9 protein-coding genes are annotated in these 16,021 nt (G+C 35.9%); 5 read left to right on the forward strand and 4 right to left on the reverse strand.

Annotation, left to right across the window (positions count from 1 at the left end; translation table 11 throughout):
* Genes ACXR6G_RS08110 through ACXR6G_RS08125 form a run of 4 tightly spaced genes read right to left on the reverse strand, consistent with a single transcriptional unit; the run spans position 1 to position 7,408 of the window.
* The gene (locus ACXR6G_RS08110) at positions 1–1,746 is read right to left on the reverse strand and encodes a SusF/SusE family outer membrane protein (RefSeq protein ID WP_458360918.1); all 1,746 of its coding nucleotides are present in this window, start codon (positions 1,744–1,746) and stop codon (positions 1–3) included.
* 2 nt (positions 1,747–1,748) lie between these two features.
* Positions 1,749–2,831, reverse strand: coding sequence for a SusE domain-containing protein (locus ACXR6G_RS08115; RefSeq protein ID WP_458360919.1), 1,083 nt, complete (start codon positions 2,829–2,831; stop codon positions 1,749–1,751).
* Between the two features lie 19 nt (positions 2,832–2,850).
* The gene (locus tag ACXR6G_RS08120) at positions 2,851–4,416 is read right to left on the reverse strand and encodes a RagB/SusD family nutrient uptake outer membrane protein (RefSeq protein WP_458360920.1); all 1,566 of its coding nucleotides are present in this window, start codon (positions 4,414–4,416) and stop codon (positions 2,851–2,853) included.
* Positions 4,417–4,435: 19 nt separating this feature from the next.
* On the reverse strand, positions 4,436–7,408 hold the full coding sequence (locus ACXR6G_RS08125; RefSeq protein WP_458360921.1) for a SusC/RagA family TonB-linked outer membrane protein: 2,973 nt from the start codon (positions 7,406–7,408) through the stop codon (positions 4,436–4,438).
* Between the two features lie 492 nt (positions 7,409–7,900).
* On the opposite strand from ACXR6G_RS08125, the gene ACXR6G_RS08130 reads away from it, so the two are divergent.
* The 5 genes from ACXR6G_RS08130 to ACXR6G_RS08150 all read left to right on the forward strand — a co-directional run bounded on the left by ACXR6G_RS08130 (position 7,901) and on the right by ACXR6G_RS08150 (position 15,883).
* Positions 7,901–8,914, forward strand: a complete 1,014-nt coding sequence (locus ACXR6G_RS08130; protein WP_458360922.1) for a LacI family DNA-binding transcriptional regulator — start codon at positions 7,901–7,903, stop codon at positions 8,912–8,914.
* A 506-nt stretch (positions 8,915–9,420) separates the two neighbouring features.
* Positions 9,421–10,755 carry an MFS transporter gene (locus tag ACXR6G_RS08135; protein WP_458360923.1) on the forward strand — a complete coding sequence of 445 codons (1,335 nt, stop codon included), beginning with the start codon at positions 9,421–9,423 and terminating at the stop codon, positions 10,753–10,755.
* Between the two features lie 11 nt (positions 10,756–10,766).
* A complete protein-coding gene (gene pgmB / locus ACXR6G_RS08140; protein ID WP_458360924.1) occupies positions 10,767–11,426 on the forward strand; it encodes a beta-phosphoglucomutase in 660 nt (219 codons plus the stop codon).
* Between the two features lie 94 nt (positions 11,427–11,520).
* Complete coding sequence (locus ACXR6G_RS08145; protein ID WP_458360925.1) at positions 11,521–13,833, forward strand: glycoside hydrolase family 65 protein; 2,313 nt, start codon at positions 11,521–11,523, stop codon at positions 13,831–13,833.
* A 187-nt stretch (positions 13,834–14,020) separates the two neighbouring features.
* Positions 14,021–15,883, forward strand: coding sequence for a glycoside hydrolase family 13 protein (locus ACXR6G_RS08150; protein WP_458360926.1), 1,863 nt, complete (start codon positions 14,021–14,023; stop codon positions 15,881–15,883).
* The last annotated feature ends 138 nt before the right edge of the window (positions 15,884–16,021 follow it).

Here is a 16,021-nt window from a genome sequence, read left to right on the forward strand (position 1 = left end):
TTATTCAAATGTTCCAGATTCAGTACTAAAGTTTAGTTTAACTTTCTGTCCAGTTGTAATAGGAGCTCCAGGTAAATCATTTCCTGTTCCTCTGTATTCAATTTTTCCTGATAACACACTAAACTCTGCTTGCCACCAGTCTACTGAATTACCATCATTATTGGTTAAAGTAGTAGCCGTTACATACATTCTTGCATTATCGTCAGCAACTGCTGCTGGAGAAACAAGAATGTTAGTATCTGCAGGATCAGTGGTAAACAAGAATTCACCGCCATTCCAATTACCAAATGCACTCCCCTGAGCATATATTACAGGATCGGTTATTTGAATAGTATTAGCTAAAAGATTTACAACAATCATTTTATAACCTTCTGCTCCAGTTGGTATATTATCTCCACCTTTATTCCATACGCCATCAGCATCTGCTGTGTCGCCGGTTTTTCCGAAATCATTACCATTCCAATCTTTTGCTGAATTGAATTTTAATAGAGCATCAGCATCAAACCAAGCAATTTTCCAGAAAAGATGTGGATTACTATGAACAGGAATCATTTCAAGTATTGCGTCATCAGCCCAATTCCAATCAGTAACAAAGCTACCATTAATATATAATTCAGTAGGGAAAACAGGTACTGCTTCAATGGAATATATTCCTTTATTAAGATCTAGTGTAATAGTATATGCTTTATCAGCACCGTCGAATTTAATATTGCCATTAGTTCCTTTAGGACCTGCAATACCAATATTTCCATCTCCACCAAGATTACCCCAATCTAAATCACCCCAACTTTGTTGTCCAACAAATTTAAGCAGAGCACCGTCTTTTATAACTGTTTCAATAGTATAAACACCTTCGCTTTTGCGTGTAAATGCAGGACCTGTTTCTGGCGACCATGCAGCATCTGTAGCATTATAATCTCCTGCTAAATAAACATTAGGATAGTCAAACGTGTAAGTTGCACTACCAAAAATGTAAGGCGCTATAGTTAATTTACTGCTTACAAAATCTGCAGTAACAGCATACCATCCTGTCTCATCAGTAAACTTGAAGTTTCCTGCATCATCTCCTGCAGCCTCAATGTTTTCAGAAAGAGTAGCAAATTTACCGAAGTTATAATCAAAACCATCGCTTCCTTGCTTATCAGAAAACTTGAATAACTCATCTTTGGTAAGCTTTAAATATTTGGTAAACACATTGTCTTTACCGTAAGCCATTAAAGCGTCTGTTACTTCAACAGTAGCAGTAGCTGAACCATAGATGTACAATTCTGTAGGAATTTTTACATCAAGGTAAGGAGTCACCTTCATTGTAAAAGAAGCAGTGTACAAACTATTAAGATCTTCGTTTGCAAAAGCTCTAATTCTTGCTTCAAGCTCTACCATTTTTGCAGGAGCATATCTGGTAGATATTAAAGTGTTTAGATCACCTACTGTAATAGTTGTTGTTATGCCATTAACACGATCAAATTCTAAAGGTGCTTTAAACTCATTACCAACAGTATCAACCTGAACATAGTATCTAACACCAATAGGATCAGCATATGTTGCATCAGTCCAGTTTAAGGTTACGATCTCATTCTCTTCATTCTTCTTTTCAAGAACCAAATCTATTTCTTCAATTAGTTCCTCAAGAATTGGAGCTGTTCCTTGAACTGGCTCGGTTACATCTGGCGTCTCAAAATCGTCTTCACAAGCGATAAAGAAAACAGCCAGTAGTGATATAAATAAATATTTTATGTTTTTCATGTTTATTTAATTTTACCAGTTTGATTAATAAAGTCAAGCTCTATAGTCTGTTCGCCTGCGCCAATGCTAAATCTATCTTGATCACCACCATCTGCTCTGTATTCAATTTTACCATCAAGGAATATGAACTCGGCATGCCACCAGTCTCCAATATATGGATGTGTTACATGAAGTCTTAGTTCTGCAGCTGAAAAGTTGTCTTTAGTCAAATACATCGTCTTATTTTCAGCATCCAATTGAAATTTGTTTTCTTCTATAACAGAACTAGTCGGCCATGCACCAACGACATCTCCACAAACATAAACATTAGCTGGTTCAATTAGTAGCTTGTTATTTGCCAAGTCGATACCAACTGTGTAATATCCTGCTGTTCCAGGTACTGGTATATCTATACCTCTTTCGGCTGTTGTTCCTAAAGTGTACTCGCCATTAACAGCGTCACCAATGCTACCTATTACACCCTTATAGTTAGCATCAGAACATAGTTTAAAGCTTCCAGTTGCTTCCATCCATACAATTGCCCAAACATCATTTTCTTCGTAAACGTTGATAAATTTAAGCTTATTGTTCTGTGCTACGCGTCCTACACCATCACCAAACAGATAGAAGGTGTTTTCAGCAAAAAGAATATCTAGATAAGGCGTTGTCTTAAAGTTTATTACTGAAGAGTATAATGTCTCAACTCCATTAAGAGAAGAGGTCATTACTCTTGCATAAATAGTCGCTTCTTCATCTACAGTCAATACTAGTGTCTCTGTAAGGAGTTCATTAAGAGCTCCTACGGTGAATGTGAATGCGTTATCAGATGCATCAACATCAAAAGTAGTTGGATCCGAAAATTCAGATGTAGTTGAAAACTGAAGTTTATGCGTTACAATAATATTCACGCCGTAAGATGCAGGCGTATAGGATACCTGAATAGTCTCAGCTTTTCCAGCCTTTGATATTGCTAAAGTCTCACCAAAACCTTCGATATTAGTTGCTGGTGTATAATTTGAATCATTTAATTGCAAAATATCATCATCATCGCATGAAAAAAAGCTGACTGCGAGAAGTAATATTAGTATGTATTTTATATTCTTCATAACGTAATTTTTAGACCTATTAATAACCTGAGATATTCGACAGATTTGGATTAGCATTTATGTCTGATGATGGAATAGGAAATACATTATATTTTACATCTGTACTTTTTCCATCTGCAACAGCACCTTTCCAAGGCCAATTGTAAGTTCCATTTGTCAGTCTACCATATCTAATTAGGTCGGTTCTTCTGTGACATTCCCAGTATAATTCACGTCCTCTTTCGTCAAGAATAAAATCTAATGTTAGTTCAGATGCGGTAATGTTTTCTGATGCATCTCCATATGCTCTACTTCTAAGTTGGTTAATGTAAGCTACAGCTGTAGCTTCATTGGCACCAGAGCCACCACGAAGAAATGCTTCTGCATACATTAATTGAAAATCAGCTAATCGGTAAAGAGGGAAATCTGTATCAGGGAATGATAAGTTTGATCCAACAGCACCTGTTGATGTAATATTTTTAAACTTACGAAGAGCATATCCATCTCTAAAATTGAAAATATCTTCTATTTCAAGGTTCTGGCCTTCTGTATAAAACATACCTCTTTTATCAGTTCCCGTTGCATCTGGGAAAAGTTCAACAAAAGTTTTTGTGGTTCGGTTACCACCCCATCCTCCGTCAATTCCGGATTCGCTTGCAGGCATATCACCTCCAACAGTAGAATGAAGTAAGAATGTCATACCACCCCAAGTTTGAGTGCTATTACCATCTGATGTAATTGGGAAGATGATTTCGTTTGTTCTTAGGTGATTATCAGCCAAAAATAAATTAGCATAATCAGACTCTAGAGAATATCCACCATCAATAATCTTATTACAATATGTAATGGCTTCGGTGTATTTAGGTGCTCCAATATAAACTTCAGCATTTAAGTACATTTTAGCTAAAATAGCCCATGCTAAACCTTTATCAGCTCTACCATATTCATTTGTCATAGGATCAGCTAATTCAGATTCAATTGCTGTTAGCTCATTTTCGATATATTCAAATAGTTTTTCTTGTGTTGCCATTTCAGGAAAGAAAAATGAACCTATCTCATCATTTTCGGTTACAAATGGACCACGTCCAAACATATCCAACATATGATAATAACTTAAAGCTCTTAATGCTCTAGCTTCATCACTATAGGCTTTGTATTCTGATTTACCACTTGTAAGTTTAATCAGATTATTACAATAAGTAATTTGAAGCGCTATTCGATAGTACATTGCCTTAACAAACTCGTTTGAACTATCCCAGTCTTGATCGTGTAAATCTCTTAAGTTACCATCATTCCAAGCACAAATAGCTTCATCAGTTGGTAGCTCCTGGTGATTCCATAATAGTCTTAAATAAGATGAAAATCCACCATTTATACTACTGATATCCGCATCTGAATCGACACCTGTTTGACCACCTAAAATTAGACCTGCATAACATTTAGCTAAAAGTTGCTTATACGATTCAGCATCTGTTAATACATTTTCGCCCGTTCTTATATCCTCATCAAGAGGTAACGTATCCAAATCATCAACACACGACACACATGCAAATAATAATGCAAATGCTATCAAGATATAATTTGTTTTAAAATATTTCTTATCCATAATAAATCACATTTATCAATTAAAATTTCACGTTTAATCCAAACAAGAATGTTCTTGGTCTTGGATATACATCATTGTCTATACCTCCGTTAACTTCAGGATCTAATCCACTATAATCAGTAAAAACAAATGCATTTTGTACTGTTGCAAAAGCTCTAGCATTAATATCAAAACCTAGAAGTGGCTTTAATAATTTAGTGAAGTTATACCCAAGAGTAATATTATCAATTCTTAAAAAGGATGCATCTTCAAGGAAATAATCAGAATATTGTTGTGCAGTTTCAAATTTTGACTTATTAATCTCCGAAGGCATGTTTGTAAGGTACTCATTTACTGTCATCTCTTGGTAACGACCACCTACAATAACATTGTTGTACATCTGACCTCCGACTCCAATTCTACCGTTAAATCCAAAATCGAAATCTTTGTATTTGATATAAGATGAAAATCCCATATTGTAATCCTGAGCAGGATCTTCAGCGTAGTATTTATCAGCTGATGTTATCTGACCATCTTCATTTCTATCTACATAAAGACCTTCAATAGGTTTTCCACTAGCATTATATACTTGCTCGTATACGTAGAAAGTGTTTAGTGAGTGACCAACTGCATTGATCTGGATTGTGTTACCAACGCCAACACCGCTAATTCCTCCTGTTTCAACACCTCTGTAGTTAGGATCATCATAATTTGTCAAACGAGTAATCTTGTTTTTGTTATGAGCAAGGTTAAAGCCTACTTCCCAAAACAAATCATCTTTTTCTATAACAACTGCATTGATAGAGAATTCAAAACCATTGTTTTCCAAATCACCGACATTTGTCAATAATCTGTCTGTGAAGTTTGAACCTGCAGGAACTGGAATTGTATTTAATAGATCTTCAGTTTTACGCTGATAGATATCGATTGAACCATTAATTCTGTTATTAAAGAATCCAAAGTCGATACCTGCATTATAAGTTGTCGTTTTTTCCCACTCTAGGCCTTCGTCGTATCCATTAGGTCTGATTAGAGTATAATATTGGTTACCGAACTGATATCTTGTTCTTGAATCACTTAATTGGTAAAGACCCATATATGGGTAGTCTCCTTGGTTTAATTCTTGTTGGCCCGTAATACCATAGCCCAATCTAACTTTTAAACTACTTACTGCATCAATATTTTTAATGAACGCTTCTTCACTCATTCTCCAGGCAAAAGCTGCTGAAGGAAAAGTACCCCATCTATTATCTTCGTGGAATCTTGATGAACCATCTTTACGTAATGTAGCGGTAACGATGTACTTATCCATAAATGTGTAGTTGGCTCGACCAAAGAATGATACTAAATAGTTTTCTGTTTCATTTTTTGAATCTTCAATAGCGTCATTATTTCTATCAACCTCAAAAGCTGATGATTTAGACCAGAAGTGCTGCCACTCATATCCACCCATTACATTAATTTTACTACTCAAAGATGGAAGATCTTTATTATAAGTAAGGTAGAAATCGACTAACTCATTCTTTTTTTCCTGAGTATAATCTCTCTTTACACCTGTTGAGGAAGCTTTCACCCATGAAGCATTTAGGTCTGTATTAACATCACCATCACTATCAGAGTAGTCATATCCTAATTTCATACTTGCTTTCAAATCAGGAAGGAAATGTAATTTGTAATCAGCTTGGAAATCCGCGATTACTCTTGAGACATCAGATTTATCATCTTTTTGTTGTAGTTGAGCAACAGGGTTACGAGTTGCATTTACGTTTCTAGATCCGTCACCCATTAACCATGTTGTATAACCTCCATAAATACCAGTGTTATTAAAAACAGATTGTGTTGGATCGTGGCGTAATGCACTTCCTATTGCTCCTTTATCAGCAAATTGATTCTCGATCATCATGTATTTAACTCCCACGTTTATTTTCAAATGATCATCAAAAAAGCTAGGGTTAACATTTACAGTACCTGTAGTTCTTTGCATTTCAGAAGTCCGCAAAATACCTTTCTGATCAGTGTAACCTGCAGAAACTCGAAATGGGATGTTTTTGTACGAACCTGAAATACCAATATTGTGCTCTTGACCCGATGCATCTCTGTAAATCTCATCTTGCCAATTTGTTGATGCTTTCCCCATCAATGCAGGGTTAACAGAAGAATTGTTTAAAGCTCTATCATTAACTAGAGTTCTATACTCATCCGCATTTAAAACATCAATAGTTTTTTTAACTTTTCCTATAGAAAATTTATTATCATACGTAACTTGTATTTTCTGACCAGCTTTTCCTTTTTTAGTTGTAATAAGAATTACACCATTAGAAGCACGTGATCCGTAGATAGCAGTTGCCGATGCATCCTTTAATACAGTAAAGGTTTCAATATCGTTAGGGTTTAACGAACTTAAAACATTACTCATACCATCGATACCTCTGTTGTCCAAAGGCATTCCATCAATTACGATCAATGGGTCGTTACTTGCAGACATTGAAGATCCTCCACGAATTCGAATTGTTGATCCAGAACCGGGAGCTCCACCATCACTGATGATTTGTACACCTGCAATTTTACCAACAATTAGATCTTGAGGAGAACTCGTTGATCCTTGGTTAAAGTCATCAGATTTTACTGAAAATACCGCTCCAGTTGCATCTTCCTTTCTTACTTGACCATAACCTACAATTACAACTTCGGAAAGGTTTTCGGTATCAGTAATTAAAGCAATATTTAGTTGTGTTTGATCACCTACTAGTATTTCTTGACCTTTATAGCCAATGAAAGAAAAAACTAGTGTAGAATTGGTACTGGCTGAGATAGTAAATTGACCATCAATATTGGTACTAGTACCTATTGTCGTACCTTTAACAACTACAGAAACACCGGGTATTCCCATGCCATCGTTTGCATCGGTAACTGTACCAGTTACTACTCTCTCTTGAGCTTGCGAGATGGTAATTGAGCATACCATAACCAACAAGAGAAGCAGCTTTCTGAACATACTAATGTTAAGTTTCATAAATGTAAAATTTAAGATAAATAAGAAGTTAGATGAATATGATAGGACTCCGATTAATTCAAAATTAAATCGTTTTCGTAATTTTCGTGAACTTGTTTCATTGTTCTATCATTTTTGATTTAGCTACTAGTTTCCAATTATTGAACTCAATGTTTCCGACTATGAATCTTCCTTATTGTTTACCAATTGTTAACTAAATCTTAAGTTAGCCTATGTTGTTTTCTGCCTTAAAGATAAAAAGGGTGGGTTTAATCATTTAATTGATTGTCTGTTAAAAGTATATAAATCGTCGCAAACGTAACCGCAAACGTTTGATATGTAGGTATGAATATACGTCAATATGTATTGTTCTTTAACAAGCTTTAACAAATTGTTGATTTATTACTATATTTACATTTAGCAGAAGTCGAATTAAATATGCTTTGTATTTATATTCACAAGATTATAAGTGTGTTATGAGATGTGATTGATGTAGTAATATAAGAAGAAAATATGAGAAGCGGACAGGTAACCATTAAAGATATAGCTAAAGAGTTAGGAATTTCAGCTTCAACAGTGTCAAGAGCTTTAAAAGATCATCCGGATATAAGTGTTAAAACTAAAGAGGCCGTAAATGCTTTAGCAAAAGCCTGGCACTACAAGCCTAATGCAGTTGCATTAAGTTTAAGGAGTAGTAAAAGTAATGTTATAGGGGTGATTATTCCTGAGATTGTACACCATTTTTTTTCTTCCGTTATTAGTGGGATAGAGAAAATTGCTCACGATGCAGGTTATAATGTGATGATTTTTCAATCCAATGAATCTTATGAGCGTGAAATAAATAATACACAAGCATTGCTGTCGAGTCGCGTTGATGGTGTTTTGGTTTCTATGTCAAAAGAAACAAAAGACTTTGAGCATTTTAGAGAGTTGAGAAGTAATGGTATTCCGATTGTCTTTTTTGATCGTATTTGTAATGAAGTCGCATCAGATAATGTGATCGTTGATGATTTTGCAGGGGCTTTTTCTGCAGTTCAACATTTAATAGACACTGGCTGTAAGCGAATCGTTCACTTATCAGCTCCACAACACATGCTTTTAGGGCAAAATAGACAAAAGGGTTATCGACAAGCCTTGCTTAAGAATAAGTTGCCTATTGATGACGCCTTGGTTATTAAGTGTGATAGTTTTGATGAGGCTAAGGAGTTAGTTCCCGCTTTACTGTCTTTACCTGAACGTCCCGATGCGATTTTTGCCGTGAATGAATTGACTGCAGCCGGCGCCTTAAGTGTTGTTAAAAAAGCAGGTTTACGTGTACCCGAAGATATTTCAATTATAGGTTTTACTGATGGATTGGTGTCTCGAGTTACTGATCCTGCACTAACTACATTAGAGCAACATGGCCAAGAAGTTGGATTGAAAGCAATGGAATTGCTTCTTGAAAGAATAAAAGAAGGCGGTATGGATTATGAGCCGGTTACTCGAGTCGTAAAAACATCATTGATTGTTCGAGAGTCAACAAAGTAGCATTCTATTTTAAAATCTATATAATATTAAGAGTATTTCAATTCAACTTTAGAGTTTGAATAGCAATACTCTTTTTTTATTTCGTACCTGAATACGTAAAAGTTACTTGTTAATAATTTTTTTTTGCTTTTTTTACTTTTCTTCGCAACCGTTTGAAATGCGATATAGCTCAATGTTTATGGGTGTTTTGAATCTGTGTGAACTTCCTCTTTTTTGATATTCTGTAAAATTTAATCTAAATTTGAATCCCAGAGGGAAACCTCTATTCCGACTATATTATTTAATTACTTCCTTTATTATTGATCTCAAAACTGAGCTAATGCTCCGTTTAATTGGGATTGGTACCTTATTTTTTAAGGTGGCACACGCTGAGTTAGTCTATCTGTGCCTCAATCTTTGTGACATTTTTTTGTAAATGATTGTTGTTCTTTTTTATAGCATTGCTTTAAGAAAAGAATATATCATTTAATTCTAAAGGTATCTAAATGATACAAAATGAAAATCTAATGAATAAACAACCTCGTTTAAGTTTTTGGCAGATCTGGAATTTAAGTTTCGGCTTCTTGGGTGTGCAATTTGGTTTCGCATTACAAAATGCCAATGCCAGTAGAATTCTGTCGAATTTGGGTGCAGACCTACACTCTTTGTCTTTGTTTTGGTTGGTGGCCCCTGTTATGGGACTTCTAATTCAACCTGTCGTTGGTGCTGCTAGTGATAAAACTTGGAATCGATTTGGTAGAAGATCTCCATATATTTTTGGTGGTGCAATTCTTTCTATGATTGCCATGTTTTTTATGCCCAATGCACCTTATGTGATTTCAGCAGGTGGTGTGGGTGCCTTAATTTTTGGTGCTCTAATGTTAGCCGTAATGGACGGTTCATTTAATGTGACATTTCAGCCATTTAGAGCTTTAGTTGCAGATATGACACCAGAAGACCAAAGGAATGTTGGTTATTCAGTTCAAAGCTTCTTAATTAATGTAGGAGCTGTTATTGGATCGGCCTTACCTTTTTTATTGACTTGGATGGGAGTACAAAATGAAGCTCCTGTAGGTGAGGTTGCACCTTCTGTTATTTGGTCATTCTATTTGGGTGGTTCAATATTACTCTTGAGTGTATTAGTTACTGTATTTAAAACGAAAGAATACCCTCCAGAGAAATTTGAAGCATTTAATAATATTACTGCTGAGGATAAAGAGAAAAAGGTGAATTTCTTTCAATTGTTGAGAAATATGCCTGCAACAATGAAACGGTTGGCTATTGTTCAATTATTTTCTTGGTTTCCATTATTCTTGATGTGGGTTTATGCGACACCTGCTTTTGCACAACATTATTGGAACACACCTATAGGCGATGCTGTTTCACCAGCTTATAATGAAGCAGCAAACTGGGTAGGACTTTGTTTTGCTGCCTATAGTTTGTTTGCCGCCTTATTTTCTGTTGCAATGCCTTCTTTAATTAGAAAGACAAGTCGAAAATTTGTCTATTCAATTGCTTTAATGTTTGGTGGACTTGGGTTTATATCAACTTTCTTATTTCATGATCCAAATATGTTATTTGTTTCAATGATTGGTATTGGTGTTGCTTGGGCGGCTATTTTGGCTATGCCTTATATGATATTATCAGGATCCTTGCCAGCAAAACAAATGGGAGTTTATATGGGTTTATTCAATCTAACGGTTGTAATCCCTCAAATTGTTAGTGGACTTTTCGGTGGAACAATCTTAAAAGTATTTTTTCAAGAACAAGCTATTTATATTCTGGTGCTAGCTGGGGTAATGATGTTGCTTGGTGCTGCTTCAGTATTTTTTATTAAAGCGGAAGAAACTTCAAATTCATAATTATAGAACTGATGGGAAAGATTAGTGCATGTATTTTTGATTTAGATGGTGTTGTAGTTGATACAGCTAAATACCACTATATAGCTTGGAAAAGCTTAGCCAATGGATTAGGCTTCGATTTTACAGAGGAAGATAATGAACGTTTAAAAGGTGTAAGCCGTATGCGTTCACTTGAAATTCTTATGGAAATTGGAGGTGTTGATCTTGATGAGGAAACGCAACTAAAACTGGCTGCCAAAAAGAACGAGGAATATTTAGAATATATTCTAAAGATGACACCTGATGAAATTCTTCCGGGCGTCAAGACTTTCTTTGAAAATTTAAAAGCCAAAGGCATTAAAATTGCTTTAGGTTCAGCAAGCAAGAATGCCATGTTAATTCTTGAACAATTGAGACTAACTCCATATTTCGACGCGATTGTTGATGGTACTCATGTTAGTAAAGCAAAACCTGATCCTGAAGTTTTCTTGAAGGGAGCAGAGCTTTTAGGTTTCGAACCGGCAAATTGTGTGGTGTTTGAGGACGCTGAAGCTGGTGTTGAAGCTGCAATTAACGGAGGTATGCGATGCGTTGGAATTGGTTCTCCTGATATTTTAAACAAAGCCAATTTTGTGGTTCCTGGTTTCGAAGATTTTTCTTTTGAAACATTGGAGTCAGGTTTAAATAAGTAGTAGAATGGGATTTTATCCCTTATACGATATTACGAAGCAGGTTACTATCGGTTCCCAATTAATTATTGGTGCTGTAATCTAAAATTGAAGTAAAATGAACGAGTATTTAAAGCATGATGAGTGGTGTATTATCGAAGAAGGGTTTAAGCCTGAGAATCACCAGTCGTCAGAAAGTATATTTAGTCTTGGAAATGGAAATATGGGACATCGAGCTATGTTCGAAGAACAATATTCCGGAGAGACTCTACAAGGAACCTATATAGCTGGAGTTTATTATCCTGATAAAACCAGAGTAGGTTGGTGGAAAAACGGTTACCCTGAATATTTCGCTAAGGTGCTTAATGCGCCAAACTGGATTGGTATCGACGTTAAAATAAACGGAGAGATGCTTGACCTAGCCAAATGTGAGGTAAGCGAATTTGTTCGTACTCTTAACATGAAAGAAGGCGTTTTGGAGCGTTCTTTTGTGGCTACTATGAGTAATGGCAATAAAGTGAAGATCGAAGCCAAAAGATTTTTGAGTATTGTGACTTCTGAAGTTGGTGTGATTCGCTATTCGGTTACAGCTCTTAATTTCGATGGTAAAATTAGTTTCAATTCATATATCGATGCTGACGTTAAAAACGAAGATTCGAATTATGATGAGAAGTTCTGGGACATTTTAAACACCAAGTCGATGACTGGTGAAGCTTATATTACTGCACGTACCAAGAAACTTGATTTCCATGTTTGTATGAACATGCGCTACCATGTATTAAAGGACGGACAACAATTGGCGGCTAAAGCTGATCTTATTGAAAAGGAAAAATACGTTGCAAATACGATTGAGTTAGACGTTAAGCAAGGCGAAGAAGTAAGTTTTTACAAATACGTTAGTGTTTTAAGTTCATTAAATCACCGTAAAACTGAGCTTAGTAGCAATGCAGCTAAGGTTTCAGCTACGGCTTTCGAAAAAGGTTATGGAGCCTTATTGGAAGAGCATGTTGCAGCTTGGGCTGAAAAATGGTCAATCTCTGATATTGTAATTGAAGGTGATGTGGCTGCTCAGCAGGCTATCCGTTTCAATATTTTCCAGTTGAATCAAACCTATACGGGTGAAGACGAGCGTTTAAATATTGGCCCTAAGGGATTTACTGGTGAGAAATATGGTGGAAGTACCTATTGGGATACTGAAGCATACTGCGTACCTTTCTATTTGAGTACATCTCGTCCTGAGGTGACTCGTAATCTGTTGATTTATCGTCATAAACACTTGCAAAAAGCGATTGAGAATGCTGAGAAATTAGGATTCTCAAATGGAGCTGCTCTTTATCCAATGGTTACTATGAATGGTGAAGAGTGTCACAATGAGTGGGAAATTACCTTTGAAGAGATTCACCGTAATGGAGCCATTGCTTTTGCCATTTACAACTACATTCGTCACACCGATGATAAAAAATATTTGGCTGAATATGGTCTGGATGTTTTGGTTGGAATTTCACGTTTTTGGAGTCAAAGAATAACCTATTCTGCAGCGAAAAAGAAATATGTAATGCTAGGCGTTACAGGACCTAACGAGTACGAGAATAACGTAAACAACAACTGGTACACCAATACCATTGCTTGTTGGTGCATGTCTTATACTCAAGAAGCTTTCCAATATGTGAAAGAAAGTAATCCTACACGCTACGAAGAAATCATGAAGAATTTAAACTTTGATTTCGAAACAGAAACAGCTAGATGGAAGGATATAACTGAGAATATGCATTTCCCTACTGATGAGGAAACAGGTGTATTTATGCAGCAAGATGGTTTTATGGACAAGGAGCAATTGATGGCTTCTGATTTAGATCCTCAATCCCGTCCTATTAACCAAACATGGTCTTGGGATAGAATTCTTCGTTCATGTTTCATCAAGCAAGCCGATGTATTACAAGGCGTATACTTGTTTGAAGAGAACTACGACTTGGAAACAATTAAGAAGAATTATAACTTTTACGAGCCAAGAACACTTCATGAGTCTTCTTTATCACCATGTATCCACTCAATTTTGGCTTCAAAAATTGGTGATATCGACAGTGCTTACGATATGTATTTAAGAACATCGCGTTTGGATCTTGATGATTACAACCGTGAAGCTCACGAAGGATTACATATTACCAGTATGGCTGGTACTTGGATGTCGATTGTAGAAGGTTTTGGAGGTATGCGTGTGGTTAATGGACAACTTAGCCTGAAACCTCTTATTCCTGAACAATGGAAATCTTACTCTTTCAAAGTTTTGTTCCGTGGTAACCTACTTGATATTTTTGTGTCAGCTAACGAAGTTGGCGTGATTAATGAAGAAGGTGAAACGGTTTCAATCTTTATAAAAGATGATGAATATAAAATAGAGAAGAGCAGTAGTCTAGTTATAGAAAACGAATAGCTCTAATGAATTGTTGGCTTGCTGAATTGTGTATAAGAACAAGGATTGCAAGCCAACTTTTTTTTACCTTTTAGGTAATAATAAAATTGGATTAATATCTCGTATAAATTAATTTTATAAGGGATCATAATCAATCAACTCAACAAGCATGATTCCGATGCTTATCGGGATAAATAATAATAGAACCATGAACGGATTAAAAACCTTATTTATCGCTCTAAGTCTCATATTTATATGTGGTACTTCTTCCTTTGCAGGGAAAATTAAATTAGATCATGTTGAACCTATGTTTTGGTGGGCAAACATGACTAATCCCAAATTACAAGTCATGGTTCATGGCGAAAAAATATCCGATTGTAACGTGGAGATCAACTACTCTGGAGTTACTGTTGAGAGAGTTATAAAAACAGATAATGCCAATTATCTATTTATTAATCTCCTGATTGATAAATCAGCTAAGTCTGGAACTTTTGATATTCTCTTTACTGATAAAGGCAAAACAAAAGCAACTTATAAATACGAATTGAAACAAAGACGAGCAGGTTCTGCTGATCGTAAAGGTTTCGATACTTCCGATGTGGTTTATCTTACCATGCCCGACCGTTTCTCCAACGGAAATCCAGATAACGATTCAGTTGATGGAATGAATGACAAATTAGATAGAGAGAATCCTGATGGTCGCCATGGTGGCGATATCCAAGGTGTCATCAATCATTTAGATTACCTACAAGAACTTGGTATTACAGCCATTTGGAATACCCCTATGATGGAGGATAATATGGATAAGGTATCTTATCATACTTATGCGATTTCTGATTTTTACAAGATCGATGCCCGTTATGGGACTAACGATGATTACGCCCGTTTATCGGCTGAGGCTAAGAAGCGAGGTATTAAACTAATTATCGATATTGTAACTAACCACTCTGCTTCGGCACATTGGTGGATGAAAGATTTACCTTCTAAGGATTGGGTACATACTTTCCCAAAATTTACAAATTCGAATCACCGCAAGAGTACAACCAATGACCCTTATGTATCAAAAGTAGACTACGACTTAAATTTTAATGGATGGTTTGATACGAGTATGCCTGACTTAAATCAAAAGAACGATTTACTTATAACTTATTTAACTCAGAATACCATTTGGTGGATTGAGTTTGCTGATTTAGGAGGTGTTCGTGTTGACACGTATCCATACAACGATAAGGATGCGATGGCAGTATATTCCGGCGCGATTATGGAAGAATATCCTAATTTTAATGTGGTTGGTGAAACTTGGTTAAGCACTGCAGCCGAAATTTCTTACTGGCAGGAAGATGCCTTAAATCATGATGGATATAATTCTAAATTGCCATGTGTGATGGATTTTTCATTGCTTGAAGCTATGACTAAATCATTTGATGAAAAAGAGAACTGGAATAAAGGTCTAATCCGTTTATACAACTCTTTGTCATTCGATTATTTATACCCACATCCTGAGAATCTTTTCACTTTTATTGAGAATCACGATACCGACAGAATGATGACGGTTTTGAATGGTGACATCCGCAAATATAAAATGCTAATGAGCTTTTTATTGACGACTCGTGGAATTCCTCAATTGTATTATGGAGGCGAGATTCTTATGGAAGGTCGTAAATCTGATGGTGATGGTGTGATGCGTATTGATTTCCCAGGAGGTTGGGACGGAGATGCTAGAAATGCCTTTACAAAAGAGGGAAGAACAGAGCGAGAGAATGAAGCTTTTGATTTTTTAAAGAAACTCTTGAATTATCGTAAGGCTAACTCTGTCATCCATACAGGTAAGTTGATGCATTTTGTGCCTCAGGATGAAACTTACGTGTATTTCCGTTCGAACGACGAAAAAACAATCATGGTCATCATGAATAACGACGAAGACAAGGCTAAAACAGTCGATCGTAAAAGATTCGACGAAGTTATGTCGGGTTTCACATCAGCCAAGAATGTGATGACTGATGAGAAATTGAATGACATCAGCACAATTGAAGTGCCTGCTAAGTCGGTAATGATTTTAGAACTATATTAATTTGATGATTTGTTGATGTGGCAATAAGCTAATTAAGAATCATCCTGGTATAGCAAAAGCCTGAAGGGTTTTAATTTGAATAACCGAGGGTGAAACTCACGGGAGGCTAAAAAAATAAGCTACAAGCCTGAAGGGGTT

Source organism: Ancylomarina sp. YFZ004, assembly GCF_054254355.1.

Coding starts and splice junctions, on each gene's coding strand:
- pgmB (WP_458360924.1), top strand. CDS start 10,767: ATGGGAAAGATTAGTGCATGTATTTTTGATTTAGATGGTGTTGTAGTT.
- ACXR6G_RS08150 (WP_458360926.1), top strand. CDS start 14,021: ATGAACGGATTAAAAACCTTATTTATCGCTCTAAGTCTCATATTTATA.
- ACXR6G_RS08145 (WP_458360925.1), top strand. CDS start 11,521: ATGAACGAGTATTTAAAGCATGATGAGTGGTGTATTATCGAAGAAGGG.
- ACXR6G_RS08135 (WP_458360923.1), top strand. CDS start 9,421: ATGAATAAACAACCTCGTTTAAGTTTTTGGCAGATCTGGAATTTAAGT.
- ACXR6G_RS08115 (WP_458360919.1), bottom strand. CDS start 2,831: ATGAAGAATATAAAATACATACTAATATTACTTCTCGCAGTCAGCTTT.
- ACXR6G_RS08110 (WP_458360918.1), bottom strand. CDS start 1,746: ATGAAAAACATAAAATATTTATTTATATCACTACTGGCTGTTTTCTTT.
- ACXR6G_RS08120 (WP_458360920.1), bottom strand. CDS start 4,416: ATGGATAAGAAATATTTTAAAACAAATTATATCTTGATAGCATTTGCA.
- ACXR6G_RS08125 (WP_458360921.1), bottom strand. CDS start 7,408: ATGAAACTTAACATTAGTATGTTCAGAAAGCTGCTTCTCTTGTTGGTT.
- ACXR6G_RS08130 (WP_458360922.1), top strand. CDS start 7,901: ATGAGAAGCGGACAGGTAACCATTAAAGATATAGCTAAAGAGTTAGGA.